This window comes from Microbacterium marinilacus (assembly GCF_019753765.1).
In the GTDB taxonomy this organism is placed as follows: domain Bacteria; phylum Actinomycetota; class Actinomycetes; order Actinomycetales; family Microbacteriaceae; genus Microbacterium; species Microbacterium marinilacus.
In genome coordinates this window covers 40,647-54,782 of record NZ_JAIJZW010000013.1, presented here as the reverse complement: position 1 = coordinate 54,782, position 14,136 = coordinate 40,647, and the positions used below count along the sequence as shown (strand labels likewise).

General features: G+C 72.8%; 16 protein-coding genes. 5 read left to right on the top strand and 11 right to left on the bottom strand.

The genetic code is table 11. The features are described 5' to 3' along the window. Positions 1-21 precede the first annotated feature (21 nt). Together K5S26_RS16645 and K5S26_RS16640 are read right to left on the bottom strand one after the other, a co-directional pair. Positions 22-390: a fluoride efflux transporter FluC gene (locus K5S26_RS16645; RefSeq protein ID WP_221860272.1), complete on the bottom strand. Its 369-nt coding sequence runs from the start codon at positions 388-390 to the stop codon at positions 22-24. Continuing rightward, entirely contained in the window at positions 387-809 is a 423-nt protein-coding gene (locus tag K5S26_RS16640; protein WP_221860270.1) for a CrcB family protein, read from the bottom strand. The genes K5S26_RS16645 and K5S26_RS16640 overlap by 4 nt, the downstream gene beginning before the upstream one ends. A gap of 165 nt (positions 810-974) precedes the next feature. On the opposite strand from K5S26_RS16640, the gene K5S26_RS16635 reads away from it, so the two are divergent. Both K5S26_RS16635 and K5S26_RS16630 read left to right on the top strand, forming a co-directional pair. After that, the gene (locus K5S26_RS16635) at positions 975-1,880 is read left to right on the top strand and encodes a DUF4097 family beta strand repeat-containing protein (protein WP_221860268.1); all 906 of its coding nucleotides are present in this window, start codon (positions 975-977) and stop codon (positions 1,878-1,880) included. Beyond that, positions 1,880-2,485 carry a PadR family transcriptional regulator gene (locus tag K5S26_RS16630; protein ID WP_221860266.1) on the top strand — a complete coding sequence of 202 codons (606 nt, stop codon included), beginning with the start codon at positions 1,880-1,882 and terminating at the stop codon, positions 2,483-2,485. Before K5S26_RS16635 ends, K5S26_RS16630 begins: the two co-directional genes overlap by 1 nt. 70 nt (positions 2,486-2,555) lie before the next feature. Here the strand turns inward: K5S26_RS16630 and K5S26_RS16625 are convergent, their stop codons facing one another. Continuing rightward, entirely contained in the window at positions 2,556-3,113 is a 558-nt protein-coding gene (locus tag K5S26_RS16625) for a universal stress protein (protein ID WP_372454420.1), read from the bottom strand. A gap of 146 nt (positions 3,114-3,259) precedes the next feature. Between K5S26_RS16625 and K5S26_RS16620 the strand changes: the two genes are divergently transcribed. Further along, complete coding sequence (locus tag K5S26_RS16620; protein WP_221860264.1) at positions 3,260-3,469, top strand: DUF3073 domain-containing protein; 210 nt, start codon at positions 3,260-3,262, stop codon at positions 3,467-3,469. 127 nt (positions 3,470-3,596) lie between these two features. Here the strand turns inward: K5S26_RS16620 and purF are convergent, their stop codons facing one another. Together purF and purM are read right to left on the bottom strand one after the other, a co-directional pair. After that, positions 3,597-5,069: an amidophosphoribosyltransferase gene (gene purF, locus K5S26_RS16615; RefSeq protein ID WP_221860262.1), complete on the bottom strand. Its 1,473-nt coding sequence runs from the start codon at positions 5,067-5,069 to the stop codon at positions 3,597-3,599. A 6-nt stretch (positions 5,070-5,075) separates the two neighbouring features. After that, positions 5,076-6,245 (bottom strand): phosphoribosylformylglycinamidine cyclo-ligase, encoded by a 1,170-nt coding sequence (gene purM / locus K5S26_RS16610; RefSeq protein WP_221860260.1) that lies wholly within the window; start codon positions 6,243-6,245, stop codon positions 5,076-5,078. Between the two features lie 77 nt (positions 6,246-6,322). On the opposite strand from purM, the gene K5S26_RS16605 reads away from it, so the two are divergent. Continuing rightward, positions 6,323-6,895 carry a zinc-binding alcohol dehydrogenase gene (locus K5S26_RS16605; RefSeq protein WP_221860258.1) on the top strand — a complete coding sequence of 191 codons (573 nt, stop codon included), beginning with the start codon at positions 6,323-6,325 and terminating at the stop codon, positions 6,893-6,895. 32 nt (positions 6,896-6,927) lie between these two features. Here K5S26_RS16605 and K5S26_RS16600 read toward each other — a convergent pair whose 3' ends face one another. The 6 genes from K5S26_RS16600 to K5S26_RS16575 form a co-directional block, all read right to left on the bottom strand. Further along, complete coding sequence (locus tag K5S26_RS16600; protein ID WP_221860256.1) at positions 6,928-9,021, bottom strand: iron ABC transporter permease; 2,094 nt, start codon at positions 9,019-9,021, stop codon at positions 6,928-6,930. Continuing rightward, positions 9,018-10,079 carry an iron-siderophore ABC transporter substrate-binding protein gene (locus K5S26_RS16595; RefSeq protein WP_221860254.1) on the bottom strand — a complete coding sequence of 354 codons (1,062 nt, stop codon included), beginning with the start codon at positions 10,077-10,079 and terminating at the stop codon, positions 9,018-9,020. Before K5S26_RS16595 ends, K5S26_RS16600 begins: the two co-directional genes overlap by 4 nt. Further along, positions 10,076-10,936 (bottom strand): ABC transporter ATP-binding protein, encoded by an 861-nt coding sequence (locus K5S26_RS16590; protein WP_221860252.1) that lies wholly within the window; start codon positions 10,934-10,936, stop codon positions 10,076-10,078. Before K5S26_RS16590 ends, K5S26_RS16595 begins: the two co-directional genes overlap by 4 nt. A gap of 125 nt (positions 10,937-11,061) precedes the next feature. After that, positions 11,062-11,907: a helix-turn-helix domain-containing protein gene (locus K5S26_RS16585; RefSeq protein ID WP_221860249.1), complete on the bottom strand. Its 846-nt coding sequence runs from the start codon at positions 11,905-11,907 to the stop codon at positions 11,062-11,064. Positions 11,908-11,976: 69 nt separating this feature from the next. Next, positions 11,977-12,306, bottom strand: coding sequence for a potassium transporter Trk (locus K5S26_RS16580; protein ID WP_221860248.1), 330 nt, complete (start codon positions 12,304-12,306; stop codon positions 11,977-11,979). Between the two features lie 73 nt (positions 12,307-12,379). Continuing rightward, positions 12,380-12,751 carry a sterol carrier family protein gene (locus K5S26_RS16575; RefSeq protein WP_221860246.1) on the bottom strand — a complete coding sequence of 124 codons (372 nt, stop codon included), beginning with the start codon at positions 12,749-12,751 and terminating at the stop codon, positions 12,380-12,382. 86 nt (positions 12,752-12,837) lie between these two features. On the opposite strand from K5S26_RS16575, the gene purD reads away from it, so the two are divergent. After that, a complete protein-coding gene (gene purD / locus K5S26_RS16570; RefSeq protein WP_221860244.1) occupies positions 12,838-14,106 on the top strand; it encodes a phosphoribosylamine--glycine ligase in 1,269 nt (422 codons plus the stop codon). Positions 14,107-14,136: the final 30 nt, after the last annotated feature.

Genomic DNA, 14,136 nt, shown 5'->3' with positions numbered 1-14,136 from the left:
TATCCGGAGACTTTCAGCGGGTCATCCGGACGCGCCGAGCGCCAGACCGGCGAGCGCCGCGGCCACGGCGAGCGCGAGCGTGCCGAGCGCGTCGGCCCAGGCAGCGCCGCCTCTCCCCTCGCCCGCCAGCACCTGGGTGTCGACCGCGACGGTGCTGAAGGTCGTGTACCCGCCGAGCAGGCCGGTGCCGAGCACCGCGAGCCATTCCGTCCCGAGGGCGGCGCCGGTGATCAGACCGAGGGCGAACGACCCCGTCGTGTTGACGACCAGGATCGCCCAGGGGAAGCCCGACGGCAGGAGCCGCGACAGCAGCACGTCGGCGAGCCAGCGCAGGCCGGCGCCGACTCCGCCGGCGAGGGCGACCAGAAGGAAGAGCACGGCGGGGCTCACGGGGCTCCCCTCCTGCGGGCGATGTCGGCGCCGGCCCGCAGGCCGAGCGTCGCGCATGCGGCGGCGGCGATCAGGGCGCCGGCGGCGAGCGCCGCGGCGGCGAGGCCCAGGCCCTCGCGGAGAGGCTCGGCCAGCAGGACGGCGAAGCCGCTGTAGGTCGTGAAGCCGCCGATCACCCCGGTGCCGAGGAAGGCGCGCAGCAGCGGTCGCCCGCCGGCCAGCCCGCCGACGACCAGTCCGAGGACGCCGGCGCCGACGGTGTTGATCCCGATCGTCGCCAGCAGAGCGCCGAGCGACAGCCCGCCGTCGCCGGCCTGGCCGGCGAACGGCAGCAGCAGCGCCTCCCGCACCGCGACGCCGATGACGCCGCCGCCCACGACGAGCGGCAGCATCGCCCACCGGATCGGCTGCCTGGTCACCGGCTCAGCCTACGGGCGCGCGCCACTGCCGCCTGTCCCCGAAAGGCGTCGGGCGCCGTCCCTCCGCGCAGGCGCCCGGAGGAGGGGCTGGACAACTCGAGATATATCGTGTCTAATCCTCCTATCGAGATATATCTCGACTTCATCGCGAAGGGATGCAGAGCCATGACTCTGGAGAAATGGATCGTCCAGCCCGGTCAGCACCGTGTCATTGACCTCGAAGACGTGCACCGGCTCAAGGTCGGCCTCGCCGGCGGCCAGATCGACATCATCGGCCATGACGAGCCCGGCACCCGCGTGGAGGTCCACGGCGTCACGGTCAAGGACCTGCGGATCGAGGTCTCCGGCGACGAGCTCGAGATCGACCACCCGCAGCTGCGCTGGGACAACTTCCTCGAGGTGTTCCGGAACTTCGGATCCGGCGGGCCACGCGCCGAGATCAGCGTCGCCGTCCCGCGGGACGTGGCCCTCACGCTCGGCGTCGTGAGCGCCGGCGCCCTCGTCGCGGGCCTCGCGAACGACGCGCGTGTCAACACGGTCTCCGGCGACGTGCTCGTCGACGGCCTGTCCGGCGACCTGTCGGCCAACGCCGTCTCGGGCGACGTCCAGGCGCGCGGGCTCGACGGCGCGTTCTCGGCGAACACCGTCTCCGGCGACGTGACCGTCAGCGGCCGCGTCCGACGGGCGTCCGTCGACTCGGTCTCCGGCGCGACCATCGTGGACGGCGAGGGGACGATCGACTCGGTGTCCATCAACACCGTCAGCGGCGCGGCGACCCTGCGCCTCGACGACGGCCTCGCGGCGAACTACCTCGTCCGCTCGGCCAGCGGGAAGATCGTGCTGGACGGCGTCGTCCGCTCCTCGGGCGGCCCGAGCACCGTCAACACGTCCCACGGCGAACTCTCGGGGACGTTCGTGGACGTGCGGGCCAACACGGTCTCCGGCGACGTGACCGTGCTGCGACGCGCGGCCGCCGAGACGACCGGGGCGTCGGCACCCGCCGAGGCCGCAGCACCCGCCGAGCCGTCCGCCCCCGCCGAGACGTCGGGACCTGAAGAGGGGAGCATCTGATGCCCCCGGTGTTCTCCCACGGAGATCTGCGCCTGTACCTGCTGAACCTGCTGGCCGAGACGCCGCGTCACGGCTACGACATCATGCAGTCGCTCGCCGAGCGGACCGGCGGCACCTACACGCCGAGCGCCGGAACGATCTACCCCCGGCTCGCGAAGCTCGAGGACGAGGGCCTCGTCACCAAGACGACCGACGGCCGCAAGACCGTCTACGAGATCACCGACGCCGGCCGCGCCGAGCTGCAGGAGCGCGCCGGCGACATCGAGGGCATCGAGGCGGGGCTCGCCGACACCGTGCGGCTGATCGCCGACGAGGTGCGCCTCAACGTGCGGGAGGCGATGCGGAGCCTCCGCGCCGATCTCGCCGCGGCCGCGACGCAGGCGCCGCGCGAATCTCCCACGACCGCGTCGGACGACGCCCGAGTGCGCTCGCGCGAGCAGCTGCAGCGGGCGGAGGCCGCGATCGCCGAGTTCCGCGGCCGCGTGCGCGGCGAGCTGCGCACCCATGTCGCCCGAGGCGGGGAGCTCGCGTCGGACGTGGTCGACGCCCTGAACACGTCGCTCGACGACGCCGCCCGGGCGATCGGCGAGGCGCTGCGCCGCTGAGCCGGCGCCCTCCCTCAGACGGCGGGAGCCCCGAGGCCGGCAGGCCCCGGGGCTCCCGCCTGTCCGCTCGTCAGCCCTCGACCTCCGGGAAGGCCTCGTCGTCGCCCAGCGGGGCGTCCTGCGGCACGACGAGGATCGGGCGGTGCTGGCGGTGCGAGAGCCGCGCGGCGACCGAGCCGGTGAAGAACTCGCGGATGGACTCGCCGAAGCCGCGCTTGCGCGTGCCGACGACGATCAGCGACGCGTCGATCTTCTCGGCGAGGCTCTTGATCGCCAGAGCAGGGTCGCCGACCAGCTGACGGACCTCCCACGAGACGCTCGTGTTCGCCAGATGCGTCTCGGCCGCGGACCGCACCACCTGGAGCTCGCCCTCCCCCGCCTGCACGTTGATGTCGACGGGAGCCGAGTGCACGTACCCGTCGGGATCCTCGTAGGTCACGAAGCGGGTCACGTCGACATGCACGACGGCGAGCGGCGCGCCGAGAAGAGCCGCATACCGGGCGGCCGCCTTCAGGACCCGAGGCGACTGATCCGGGATCACCGCGGCGATCACCGCCCCCTGCAGCGCTGCGTCGACAGGCGCTTCGCGGCGGCTGCCCGCCGCCTCATCCATCGGCTGTTCGGTCATCTCAGACCCCTCTCCGCTGCCGCGGCCGGCCGAGGCGCCAGGGCCGCGTGGTAATCTGAACTCTACTCTTCACCGGCGTCCCTGCCGGTTTCAGACAAGCGCATCCGGGCATGTTCCCGGCAGCCACACGTGAGGGGGTCTCGCCCATGGGCCGTGGCCGTCAGAAGGCGAAGCACACCAAGCTCGCCCGCGAACTGAAGTCGTTCAGCCCGAGTGTCAACTACTCGGCGCTCGAGCGCGAGCTCGGGCACCCGAGCGACGAGAACGAGTACGTCGACAAGTGGGCCGACCTGTACGGCGACGAGAGCGACGACTCGGACGAGGACGAGGACGAGTATCAGGCTCAGCAGGCCTGACTCCCTCCCTCACTGACGCGACCGCGAAAGGCGGCCCGGTCATCGACCGTGCCGCCTTTCGCGGTGCGCGCAAACGAGCGAGACGCCGCCGGACATCCCGCATCCGGGAGCCGGGGACGCCGCCGGCTCAGGAGCTCTGCGTGCCCTCGACCCAGGCGAGGTACTCCGCGCTCACCGTGCCGGTCACGTAGCGGCCGTCGAAGCAGCTCAGGTCGAGGTCGTCGAACGTTCCGCCGTCCTGCGCGCTCTCCATGATGGCGGCCTTGAGGTCCTCGACCTCCTGGTACACGAGGTAGTCGCAGCCGAGCTCGGTCGCGATCTCGGGGATCGTGCGGTCGTGCGCGATCAGCTCTTCCCGCGACGGCATGTTGATGCCGTAGACGTGCGGATGCCGGACGGGCGGGGCCGCCGACGCGAACGTCACCGACGCCGCGCCCGCGTCGCGCGCCATCTGCACGATCTGCTTGCTCGTCGTGCCGCGCACGATCGAGTCGTCGATCAGCAGCACGTTCTTGCCCTTGAACTCGCTCGACATCGCGTTGAGCTTCTGGCGCACGCTCTTCTTCCGTGCCGCCTGGCCGGGCATGATGAACGTCCGGCCGACGTAGCGGTTCTTGTAGAAGCCCTCGCGGTACTCGATGCCGAGCACGCGCGAGACCTCCATCGCCGCGGGACGAGACGAGTCGGGGATGGGCATGACCACGTCGATGAGCCCCTCGGGCACGTGCTTCGCGATCGTCGCGGCCAGCTTCTCCCCCATGCGCAGGCGCGACTCGTAGACCGGCACGCCGTTCATGATCGAGTCGGGGCGGGCGAGGTAGACGTACTCGAACGAGCAGGGCATCAGCTGAGGCTCGTCGGCGCACTGCTTGGTGAACAGCTCGCCGTCGCTCGTGATGAACACCGCCTCGCCGGGCTCGACGTCGCGGACGATCTCGTAGTCCGCGTTCTCGAGCACGAGCGACTCGCTGGTCACGACCCACTCGTCCGTGCCGTCCTCGCCCGTCCGGCGGCCGAGGATCAGGGGGCGGATGCCGAACGGGTCGCGGAAGGCCAGCAGGCCGTAGCCGGCGATGATCGAGATCACTGCGTAGGCGCCCTCGATGCGGCGGTGCGTTCGCGAGACGGCCTCGAAGATCCGCTCGGGCTCGAGGTCGACGGGGCTCGTGGTGGCCTGCAGCTCGTTCGCGAGCACGTTCAGCAGCAGCTCGGTGTCGCTCGAGGAGTTGAGGTGCCGGCGGTCGCGCTGGCCCATGTCGGCGGTCAGCTCACGGGTGTTGGTGAGGTTGCCGTTGTGGATCAGGATGATGCCGTACGGCGAGTTCACGTAGAAGGGCTGGGCCTCCTCCTCACTCGAGGCCGTGCCCTTCGTCGCGTACCGCACGTGCCCGAGACCGACGTTGCCGAGCAGCGAGCGCATGTCGCGCGTGCGGAAGGCCTCGCGCACCATCCCGCTCGCCTTGTGCGTGTGCATCACGCCGCTCGGCTCGGCGGTGGCGATGCCGGTCGCGTCCTGACCCCGGTGCTGGAGGAGGAGGAGAGCGTCGTAGATGTCCTGGTTGACCGGGGCGCGCCCGACCATTCCGACGATGCCGCACATGGGGACTTACTTCACTCCGTCCGCGACGTTGTCGTGAGAATAGGCTCCGACGAGCCGCACGGCCCCGCCGTCGACGCCCTTGGCGCCCTGTTCGAAGTCGCCCTCCGGCAGCGCGGCGTCGCTCACCACGCCGACCTGCCATGCCGAGATGCCCGCGCTCTCGATCAGCGCGACCGCCTCGTCGGCCTGATCGCCCGCGACCACGGCCAGGAAGCCGATGCCGAGGTTCCAGGTGCCCTCGCTCGACTCGAGCGAGGTGCCGGCGACGTCGCTCAGCACGCGGAAGATCGGCGACGGCGACCACGTCGCGCGGTCGACGTCGACCCACGTCCCGCGGGGCAGCACACGCGCGAGGTTCGCGGCGATGCCGCCGCCCGTGACATGGCTCAGCGAGTGGACCGCGCTGCCGCCGTCCTCTTCGCGGAGCTTCGCGATCAGCTCGAGCAGGGGGGTCGTGTAGAGCCGGGTCGGCTCGAGCAGCGCCTCGCCCCAGGTCGTGCCGAAATCGGCCGCGCGGTCGCCGTACGAGATGCCGGCGCGGGTGACGATGTGGCGCACGAGGGAGAAGCCGTTGGAGTGGATGCCGCTCGATGCGAGCGCGATGACCGCGTCACCGGCTCGCACGCGATCGGCACCGAGCACCGCGTCCGCCTCGACCGCACCGGTCGCGGCGCCGGCGACGTCGTAGTCGTTCGCGCCCAGCAGCCCGGGGTGCTCGGCGGTCTCGCCCCCCACCAGCGCGGTGCCGGTGAGAGCGCAGGCCTCGGCGATGCCGCGCACGATGTCGGCGATCCGCTGGGGGAAGACCTTGCCCGTGGCGATGTAGTCGGTCATGTACAGCGGCTTGGCCCCGACCACGACGATGTCGTCGACGACCATCCCGACGAGGTCGTGTCCGATCGTGTCGTGCTTGTCGATCGCCTGGGCGATCGCCACCTTGGTGCCCACGCCGTCGGTGCTCGTGGCGAGCAGCGGGCGCTTCATGCCCACGAGCGCGCTCGCGTCGAACAGCCCGGCGAACCCGCCGACGCCGCCGAGCACCTCGGGGCCGTGCGTCGCCTTGACGGACGACTTCATCAGCTCGACCGCCAGATCGCCGGCAGCGGTGTCGACGCCGGCTTCGGCGTACGTCGAGGAGGAGGACTGCGGGGAGGAGGGGGTGGGTGCGTCGGCCACGCTGACAGACTACCGGCCGAGATACGCGGAGAAGGCCACAGCCCCGCCTGCCGGCGGCCTGAGGGGATAATGGCCGCATGGCGCAGCCGGACTGGCATCAGGTGCACGAGGAGTGCAGCGCGTCCGTGCTGGTCGCGCTCTATCTGCGCCAGGCGCTCGGGGTCAGGCATCCGGATGCGCTGCCGCAGCTGCGCGGCGTGGCCCGGGGCGAGGACGCCGTCGACGACGTCGAGCGGCTGTGGCGGGGATACTGGGACATGACCGTCGAGCCCGAGGCGCACCACTCCCCCGCGCCGCTCGAGCTGGTCGACGGGTTCGGCACGCACGTCGCGCTGCCCGCCGACGCCGTCGCGCTGCGCGACGCGGCGCTGCCGCACGGCGCGAGCGCGCTCGCGTACGCGCACGAGGCCGCCGACAGGTACGAGCGGCTGCGCAGGTCGTACCGCGGCTACGCGGGCGCCGTGGTCGAGTTCGAACGTCGAGCCGGGCGGCGTGCGCACGACTTCCGGCTGAACGTGCAGGTGCTGCCGCTGTCGCAGCGCGGCATCTGGTGGATCGGCGCCCTGACCGTCGCGGTCTCCGACAGCCTGCGCGGCGACGTCGCGGCCTTCGACGCCGCCATGCAGCCGATCCTGCGCGAGCTCGCCTGAGCGAACGGGCACCACGACGACAGGTCGCCGCGTCAGGCGCGGGACCTCCGTAGGAGCCAGACGAAGTACGGGGCGCCGATCAGGGCGATCATCAGTCCCGCGGGCAGCTGGGACGGCGCGATCAGGGTGCGCCCCAGCAGGTCCGCCACGCAGACGAGCAGGGCGCCGAGCATCATCGCGACGGGGATGATGCGGCCGTGTCGGGCACCGACGAGGGCGCGGGCGAGGTGCGGAGCGACCAGGCCCACGAACCCGACGACGCCGATCGCGACCACGCTGACGGCGGCCAGCACGGCGGCGATCGCGAGCACCGCGATCCGGGTCCGCTCCAGACGGATCCCCAGCACCCGAGGCGTGTCGTCGTCGATGGACACGAGGTCCAGTCTCCGTCGCAGCCCGAACAGCACCGGCGTCGCGACGAGCAGCGCGACGGCTACGGGGATCACGTCCGGTAGCGAGCGCCCGTAGGTGGTGCCCGAGAGCCAGGTGTAGATGCGGGGCGTGTCCCAGGGGTCGGCGCGCAGCAGCATGAACGCCATGACGGCGCTCAGCGCGTATCCGACGCCGATGCCGATCAGGACGAAGCGGTCCGGCAGCAGTCCGCCGCGCCAGGCCAGGAACGAGATCAGGCCGAAGGCGGCCAGTCCGCACACGACGGCGAGCGCGATCAGCACGGGGCGACCGCCGCCGAGCGTGGTGACCACGAGGACGGCGCCGACGCCCGCGCCGGTGGTGATGCCGAGCAGGCCCGGCTCGGCCAGGGGGTTGCGGACGGTGCCCTGCACGACGGTTCCCGCCAGCGCGAGCGCGGCGCCCGCGAGCAGAGCGGCGGCGACGCGCGGCACGCGTTCGTCCAGCGCGCGCCCGACGAGACCGGGCGCCGCCCCCTGTGCCCACAGCACCAGGTCGCCGGTGCGCAGCCAGAGGCTGCCGGCGAGCACGGCGACGACGCCCGCCGCCGCCAGCAGCACTCCCACGACGCACAGCGCGACGACGAACGACCGTCGCGTGCGCACCCCGCCGCGCGCCCGCGGCGGCCGGGCGGAGCCGGCGTCCCGCAGGCGCAGCGCCAGCACGACGATCAGCACGCCGCCGAGCAGCGCCGTCGGCACGCCGGTCGGGATCGAGGCGGCCGCCTCGGCGCCGAGGACGAGCCGCAGGGCGACGTCGGCGAGCAGCACGAGCAGCGCGCCGAGCAGGCCGGCGACGGGCACGAGCAGCACGTGACGGTGCAGGACGCGGACGCGCGCGGCCAGGAGCCGCGCGACCACCGGCGCGCCGAGCCCCACGAACGCGATCGGGCCGGCCACGGTGACGGCCGTGCTGGTCAGCAGCACCGCGGCGAGCACCGCGACCAGGCGGGTGGAACGGATGGGGACCCCGAGCGACGAGGCGGTGTCGTCGCCGAGCCGCAGCACGTCCAGGCGACGCGAGAGCAGCAGCACGGCGAGAACGGTGACGAGGATCAGCGGCGTCGCGCGCGCCGAGGCGTCGATGTTCAGCTGGGCCAGCGAGCCGCTGCCCCACGCGAACAGGCCCGTCGTGTTCTCTCGGAACAGGATCAGCAGCGCCGCGGTCCCGGCGTCGAGCGCCATCGCCATCGCGGAGCCCGCCAGGATCAGCCGCGTGGTCGCCGTGCTCGCGCCGCCGGCCAGGGCGAGCACCACGGCCGCGGCGAGGAGGCCTCCGACGAACGCGACGGCCCCGGAGGCCCAGAGCGGCACGGAGAGGTTGAAGGCCGCGACGACGGACAGCGCGAAGTACGACCCGGCGGTCACCGCCACCGTGTCGGGAGACGCGAGGGGGTTGCGCGTCACCGACTGCAGGATCGCGCCGGCGGCGCCCAGCGCGAAGCCGACGGCGACGCCCGCGGCGAGGCGAGGCAGCCGCGAGCCGGAGAGGATCTCCGACACCGGCACGCCGCCGACGCTCTCCCGCGCGCCGAAGGCGTACCGCAGGAGGTCCCACGCGCCGACGCCGCTGGTGCCCTGCGTCACGTGCCAGGCGCCGACGAGGCACACGGCGACGGCGAGGGCGAGCAGCACGGCCGCCCCGCCCAGGCCTCCCCCGAGGCCCAGGCGGGGCAGCGCGCGCTGCGCGGGTGCGGCGGCGGGCGCCTCGCTCACTCCGCGGTCAGGATCTCGACGAACGCGTCGATGGCCTGCTCGTTGGACAGGGGTCCGCCGGCGCCCCAGATGCCGCCGGGGAACGCGAAGGCACGGCCGTCCTCGACCGCCGGCAGCGACGTCCAGATCGGACTCTTCTCGAGCTCGACGACGTAGCTGTCCGCGGGGTCGCCCTCGGCGTAGATCAGGTTCGCGTCGCCCACCGCCGTGAGTCCCTCGATGTCGGTGAGCGCGAGGCCGTAGGACGGGTCGACGCCGCCGTCGCCGTACGCGGCGTCGATCTCGTCGGTCCAGGCGCCGCTCAGGCCGAGCTGCTCGCCGAGCTCCGTGAACAGCGCGCCGGTGCCGTAGGGACGGATGACGACGTTGCCGCTCTGGATCCACCCGTCGAAGAACACGAAGTCGTTCGTCGGCAGATCGACGCTCGAGACCTTCTCCTTCGCCTCGGCCAGGTGCGCGTCGAAGTCGGCGAGCACCTGCTCGGCACGCTCGGTGCGCCCCGTCGCCTCGGCGATCATCGAGAACACGCCCTTCATGTTCTCGATCTGACCGGAGGCGTCCGCCCCGACGGTGGCGAGCACGGGCACGTCGCCCTTCTCGAGCTGGGCGATCAGCTCGTCGTCGGCCGAGTACGCCTCGACGACGATGAGGTCGGGCTCGGCACCGTAGAGCGCGTCGAGATCGGGCTCGCCGCGGTCGCCCACGTCGACGACGTCCTCCGGAAGGGTCTCGGCGCTGACGTAGGTGCTGTAGCCGTCGACGTCCGAGACGGCGACGGGGCTGATGCACAGCGTCAGCGTGTCCTCCATCTGCTGCCACTCCAACACGGCGACGCGCTCGGCGGGCTTGTCGAGCTCGACCGTGCGGCCGACGCCGTCGACGATGGTCACCGGCTCGGTCGACGTCGCCGTCGTGTCCGCGGCGCAGGCCTCGGACGTGCCGCCGGCGGCGTCCGTAGGGGCGGCGGCATCGACCTGGGTGGTGCCGCAGGCGGTGGCGGTGAGGCCGATGGCGGCGATCGTCGCGGTGACGGCCGCGAGACGACGGAAGCGGATCATGAGGGGTCCTCTCTGGTGGGGCTCGGGGCCGCCGCGTGCCGCTGCACGTCGTGGCGCCCGATGGGATCGATGCGGAGCCTGCCGCTGCGCGGGTCGACGCCGACCTCGACGCGGATGTCGTAGACGTCGCCGATGTTCGCGGCGGTGAGCACATCGCCGGGCGCGCCTGCGGCGTGGATCCGGCCGGCGCTCAGCAGCAGCAGCTCGTCGGCCACGCGTGCCGCGTGGTCGAGGTCGTGCAGCACGATGCCGACCGCGACGTCGTGCTCGTCGGCGAGGTCGCGCACGAGGTCGAGCGTCTCGATCTGGTAGCGCAGGTCGAGGTGGTTGGTCGGCTCGTCGAGCAGCACGACCGCCGTGCTCTGCGCCAGGCACGCCGCCAGCCAGACCCGCTGCATCTCGCCGCCCGAGAGCTCTCCGACCGCGCGGTCCGCCATCGGGTGCAGACCCGTGACGTCCATCGCACGCGAGATCGCCTCGCGGTCCTCGCTCGAGAGCCCCGCGAAGCGCCGACGGTGCGGATGGCGGCCGAAGGCGACGACGTCGCTGACGGCGAGGCCCTGCGGCACCGGACGCGACTGCGAGAAGAGGGTGACCTCCCGCGCGAACTCGCGCCCGCTGAGCAGGCCGGCGGGCCGCGTGCCGCCCGAGCCGTCGCCCGCGGCGACGCTGACCGTGCCGTCGTCGAGGCCGTGCAGGCGGGCGAGCGAGCGGAGCAGCGTCGATTTGCCGCTTCCGTTGGGACCGACGAGGGCTGTCACGCGGCCGGCCCGCAGGGCCAACGAGACGCCGTGCACGACCGTTGTGCGCCCGTGGCTCAGCACGAGACCCGATCCGGCGAGCGCGGCGTCCTGCATCGCGTTCCCTCCGCTGACCTCGGTGCTGACATCGGCGCAGCAGGTAAGGATCGCCTTGCCTCAGGCAGACTACGATTCCCGCGGATTGACCGCAATCAGGAGTCGTGGACAGTCAGTACGGATTATCAGACACCCGAGTGGGTGCCCGCCATCAGCGCGACGAAGGCACCCGGCGTCGTGCCCATCACCCGCCGGAAGGCGTCGATGAAGGTGCTCGGCTGCCGATAGCCCACCTGCGCCGCGACGTCCTGCACCTCCCACCCCTCCGAGAGCAGGGAGACGGCCCGGTGGATCCGCAACGACTGACGCCACTGCGCGAACGACAGGCCGGTGGCCTCCCGGAACGCGCGGGCGACCGTCCGTCCGCTGATGCCCACCACGTGCGACCACTCCTCGAGCGACCGCGAGTCGGCCGGATCGTCCAGCAGCTCCGCGACGATGGCGTCGATCCTGTCGTCGGCCGGCATGGGCAGCGCGAGCGACGCGTCGGCGGGGCGGAGCACGTCGAACACGACGGCCTCTGCGCGCGCCCTTGCATCGTCGTCGAGGTCTCGCCGCGCGAGATGGCCGAGCAGCGACTCCAGCACCGGCGTCATCTCGATCACCGCCGAGTCGGCGCTCGTGAACGGCGTCCGCTCCGGCGCGAAGAACGCGTCGTGCAGCTCGACGCCCGCGGTGAGGCGCCCCGCGTGCACCGTGCCGGCCGGGTGCCAGAGACCTCGCCCCTCCGGGACGGTGAAGATCCTGTCGTCCACGCGGGCGGTCAGCGTGCCGCCCCGCACCCAGACGAGCTCGTGCATCGGATGCGCGTGCGGCTCCCACTCGAGCGGCACGCTCGTGACATCCGACTCCGCGAAGATCACGAACGGCGTCGGCGCGTCGTCCGGCACGTCGACGGCCCGCAGCGTGAGCGTCTTCGGCTCCCTGCGCCACGCGCCGAGACCGAGGCCGTCGTTCGTGCCGGGGGTCATGCCCCAGAGTGTAGGACTCCGCGATCCGCTCGAGCGGTCGTCAGCGGTGCCGCAACGGATCGTCCCGCGTCAGTCGGCGAGGGTCTCGTGGACGACGGACACGCGACGCGTGCGGCGGCCGATGGTCCACTCGAGCACGAGCGCCACGATCATCGCGAGCAGGATGCCGGCGGGCACGCACCACAGCAGGATGAAGCCGAACGCCTGCGACGGCGAGTAGACGACCTCCGTGAACGGGCTGGGGTTGCCGCTGCCGTCGAATGCCGTCGCGAGGATCATCGCGACGATCACGCCCAAGGCAGCGCCGAGACCGGCGAACACCCCGTACCGCGGCGACCGACGCACCGCCGCCTGCTCGGCGACGAGCTCTTCGGCGGGCTTCTCGGGGGGCGTGGGCATGACCTCGATTCTTCCACTCCCTTCCTGAATACGGGTCGTGCGTCTGCCCCGCGAACGCTCCATCGAAGCCCGCTCAGGGGCGCAGCGGCAGCACCGGCGACAGGTCGGCGCGCACCCCGGACGCGTGCACGCGGCCCTGGGCGGAGGCCTCGTCCCACCCGATCGCACCGGTGGCGAGCTCGATCCAGGTCCGCGGATCCATCTCCACGACGTTGGGAGGCGTGCCGCGGGTGTGACGCGGCCCCTGGATCACCTGAGCCGCGCCGAACGGCGGCACCCTCACCTCGACGCTGTTTCCCGGAGCCTTCTCCGCCAGCAGCTGCAGCAGGTAGCGCACCGCCGTCGCGTGGACGCCCCGTGCCGGGCGCTCGTCGGCGGCGACGGCGGCCGCCACCGCGGCGAGCGCGTCCCGCCCGTCACCGGTGTCGATCCTGCGGGTGGCCATGCGGTCCAGGTTAGGCGTCGGCGAGGGTCGCGGCCTCTCGTGCGACCGCAGAGTGCGCCGACAATGCCTCTCGATAGGCTGGCGGGGTGAAGATCCTCGTCCTCGGTTCCGGCGCGCGGGAGCACGCCATCGTCCTCGCCCTCGCGTCGGAGGACGCCGGTCACGAGCTGCTCGCCGCCCCCGGCAACGCCGGGATCGGCCGCGACGCGACGATCGTCGACCTCGACATGCTCGATCCGGCCGCCGTCGCCGGGTTCGCGCTCGACCGCGCCGTCGACCTCGTCGTCGTCGGCCCCGAGGCGCCGCTCATCGCGGGCGTCGCGGACGAGCTCCGCGAGCGGGGCATCCCGGTCTTCGGCCCCGGCCGCGCGGCCGCGCAGATGGAGGGGTCGAAGGCGTTCGCGAAGCGCATCATGGCGGCGGCCGAGGTGCCCACCGGCCGCGCCGCGTACGCGCGCACGCCGGATGAGGTCGCCGCCGCCCTCGACGAGTTCGGCGCCCCGTACGTCGTGAAGGCCGACGGCCTGGCCGCCGGCAAGGGCGTCGTGGTGACCGAGGACCGCGACGCCGCGCTCGCCCACGCCGCCGCCTACCTGCCGAGCGGCCCCGTCCTGGTCGAGGAGTTCCTGTCCGGCCCCGAGGTGTCGCTGTTCTTCGTGAGCGACGGCGACACCGTCCGCGCCCTCAGCCCGGCGCAGGACTTCAAGCGCGCCCTCGACGGCGATGCGGGACCGAACACCGGCGGCATGGGCGCGTACTCGCCGCTGCCCTGGCTCGCCGACGACTTCGGATCGGAAGCGGAGTTCGTCGCTCACGTCACGGACGCGGTCGCGCTGCCGGTGATCCGCCGGCTCGACGAGGAGGGCACGCCGTTCGTCGGCCTGCTCTACGCCGGCCTGATCCTGACGCCGGCGGGCGTACGCGTCATCGAGTTCAACGCGCGCTTCGGCGATCCCGAGACGCAGGTCGTGCTGCCGCGGCTGGTCACGCCGCTGTCGCGTCTGCTCCTCGCCGCCGCGGCCGGGACGCTCGAGGACGAGCCGCAGCCGGAGTTCTCCGACGACGTCGCCATCACGGTGGTGCTCGCGAGCGAGGGCTATCCGGAGAAGCCCGTCACCGGGCGCCCGCTCGGCGGCGTCGCCGAGGCCGGGGACGTGCCGGGCGTGCACGTCGCGCATGCCGCGACGGCGGCCTCGCACGACGGGCTGGTCGCCACGGGCGGCCGCGTGCTGAACGTCGTCGCGACCGCGCCGGACTTCGCCACCGCCCGCGACCGCGCCTACGAGGCGGTCGGCCGCATCTCGCTCGAGGGCTCGCACCACCGCTCGGACATCGCCGCCCGCGTGGCGCAGTAGCCGGCGGACGCCTACCCCTCTTTCGGTCCG

What these genes read in the sequence shown, in the direction of transcription:
- K5S26_RS16575 (WP_221860246.1), bottom strand. Translation starts at nt 12,751, where the DNA reads ATGGCCACCCGCAGGATCGACACCGGTGACGGGCGGGACGCGCTCGCC.
- K5S26_RS16585 (WP_221860249.1), bottom strand. Translation starts at nt 11,907, where the DNA reads ATGACCCCCGGCACGAACGACGGCCTCGGTCTCGGCGCGTGGCGCAGG.
- K5S26_RS16595 (WP_221860254.1), bottom strand. Translation starts at nt 10,079, where the DNA reads ATGATCCGCTTCCGTCGTCTCGCGGCCGTCACCGCGACGATCGCCGCC.
- K5S26_RS16590 (WP_221860252.1), bottom strand. Translation starts at nt 10,936, where the DNA reads ATGCAGGACGCCGCGCTCGCCGGATCGGGTCTCGTGCTGAGCCACGGG.
- K5S26_RS16625 (WP_372454420.1), bottom strand. Translation starts at nt 3,113, where the DNA reads ATGACCGAACAGCCGATGGATGAGGCGGCGGGCAGCCGCCGCGAAGCG.
- K5S26_RS16580 (WP_221860248.1), bottom strand. Translation starts at nt 12,306, where the DNA reads ATGCCCACGCCCCCCGAGAAGCCCGCCGAAGAGCTCGTCGCCGAGCAG.
- purF (WP_221860262.1), bottom strand. Translation starts at nt 5,069, where the DNA reads ATGTGCGGCATCGTCGGAATGGTCGGGCGCGCCCCGGTCAACCAGGAC.
- K5S26_RS16605 (WP_221860258.1), top strand. Translation starts at nt 6,323, where the DNA reads ATGGCGCAGCCGGACTGGCATCAGGTGCACGAGGAGTGCAGCGCGTCC.
- K5S26_RS16635 (WP_221860268.1), top strand. Translation starts at nt 975, where the DNA reads ATGACTCTGGAGAAATGGATCGTCCAGCCCGGTCAGCACCGTGTCATT.
- K5S26_RS16620 (WP_221860264.1), top strand. Translation starts at nt 3,260, where the DNA reads ATGGGCCGTGGCCGTCAGAAGGCGAAGCACACCAAGCTCGCCCGCGAA.
- K5S26_RS16630 (WP_221860266.1), top strand. Translation starts at nt 1,880, where the DNA reads ATGCCCCCGGTGTTCTCCCACGGAGATCTGCGCCTGTACCTGCTGAAC.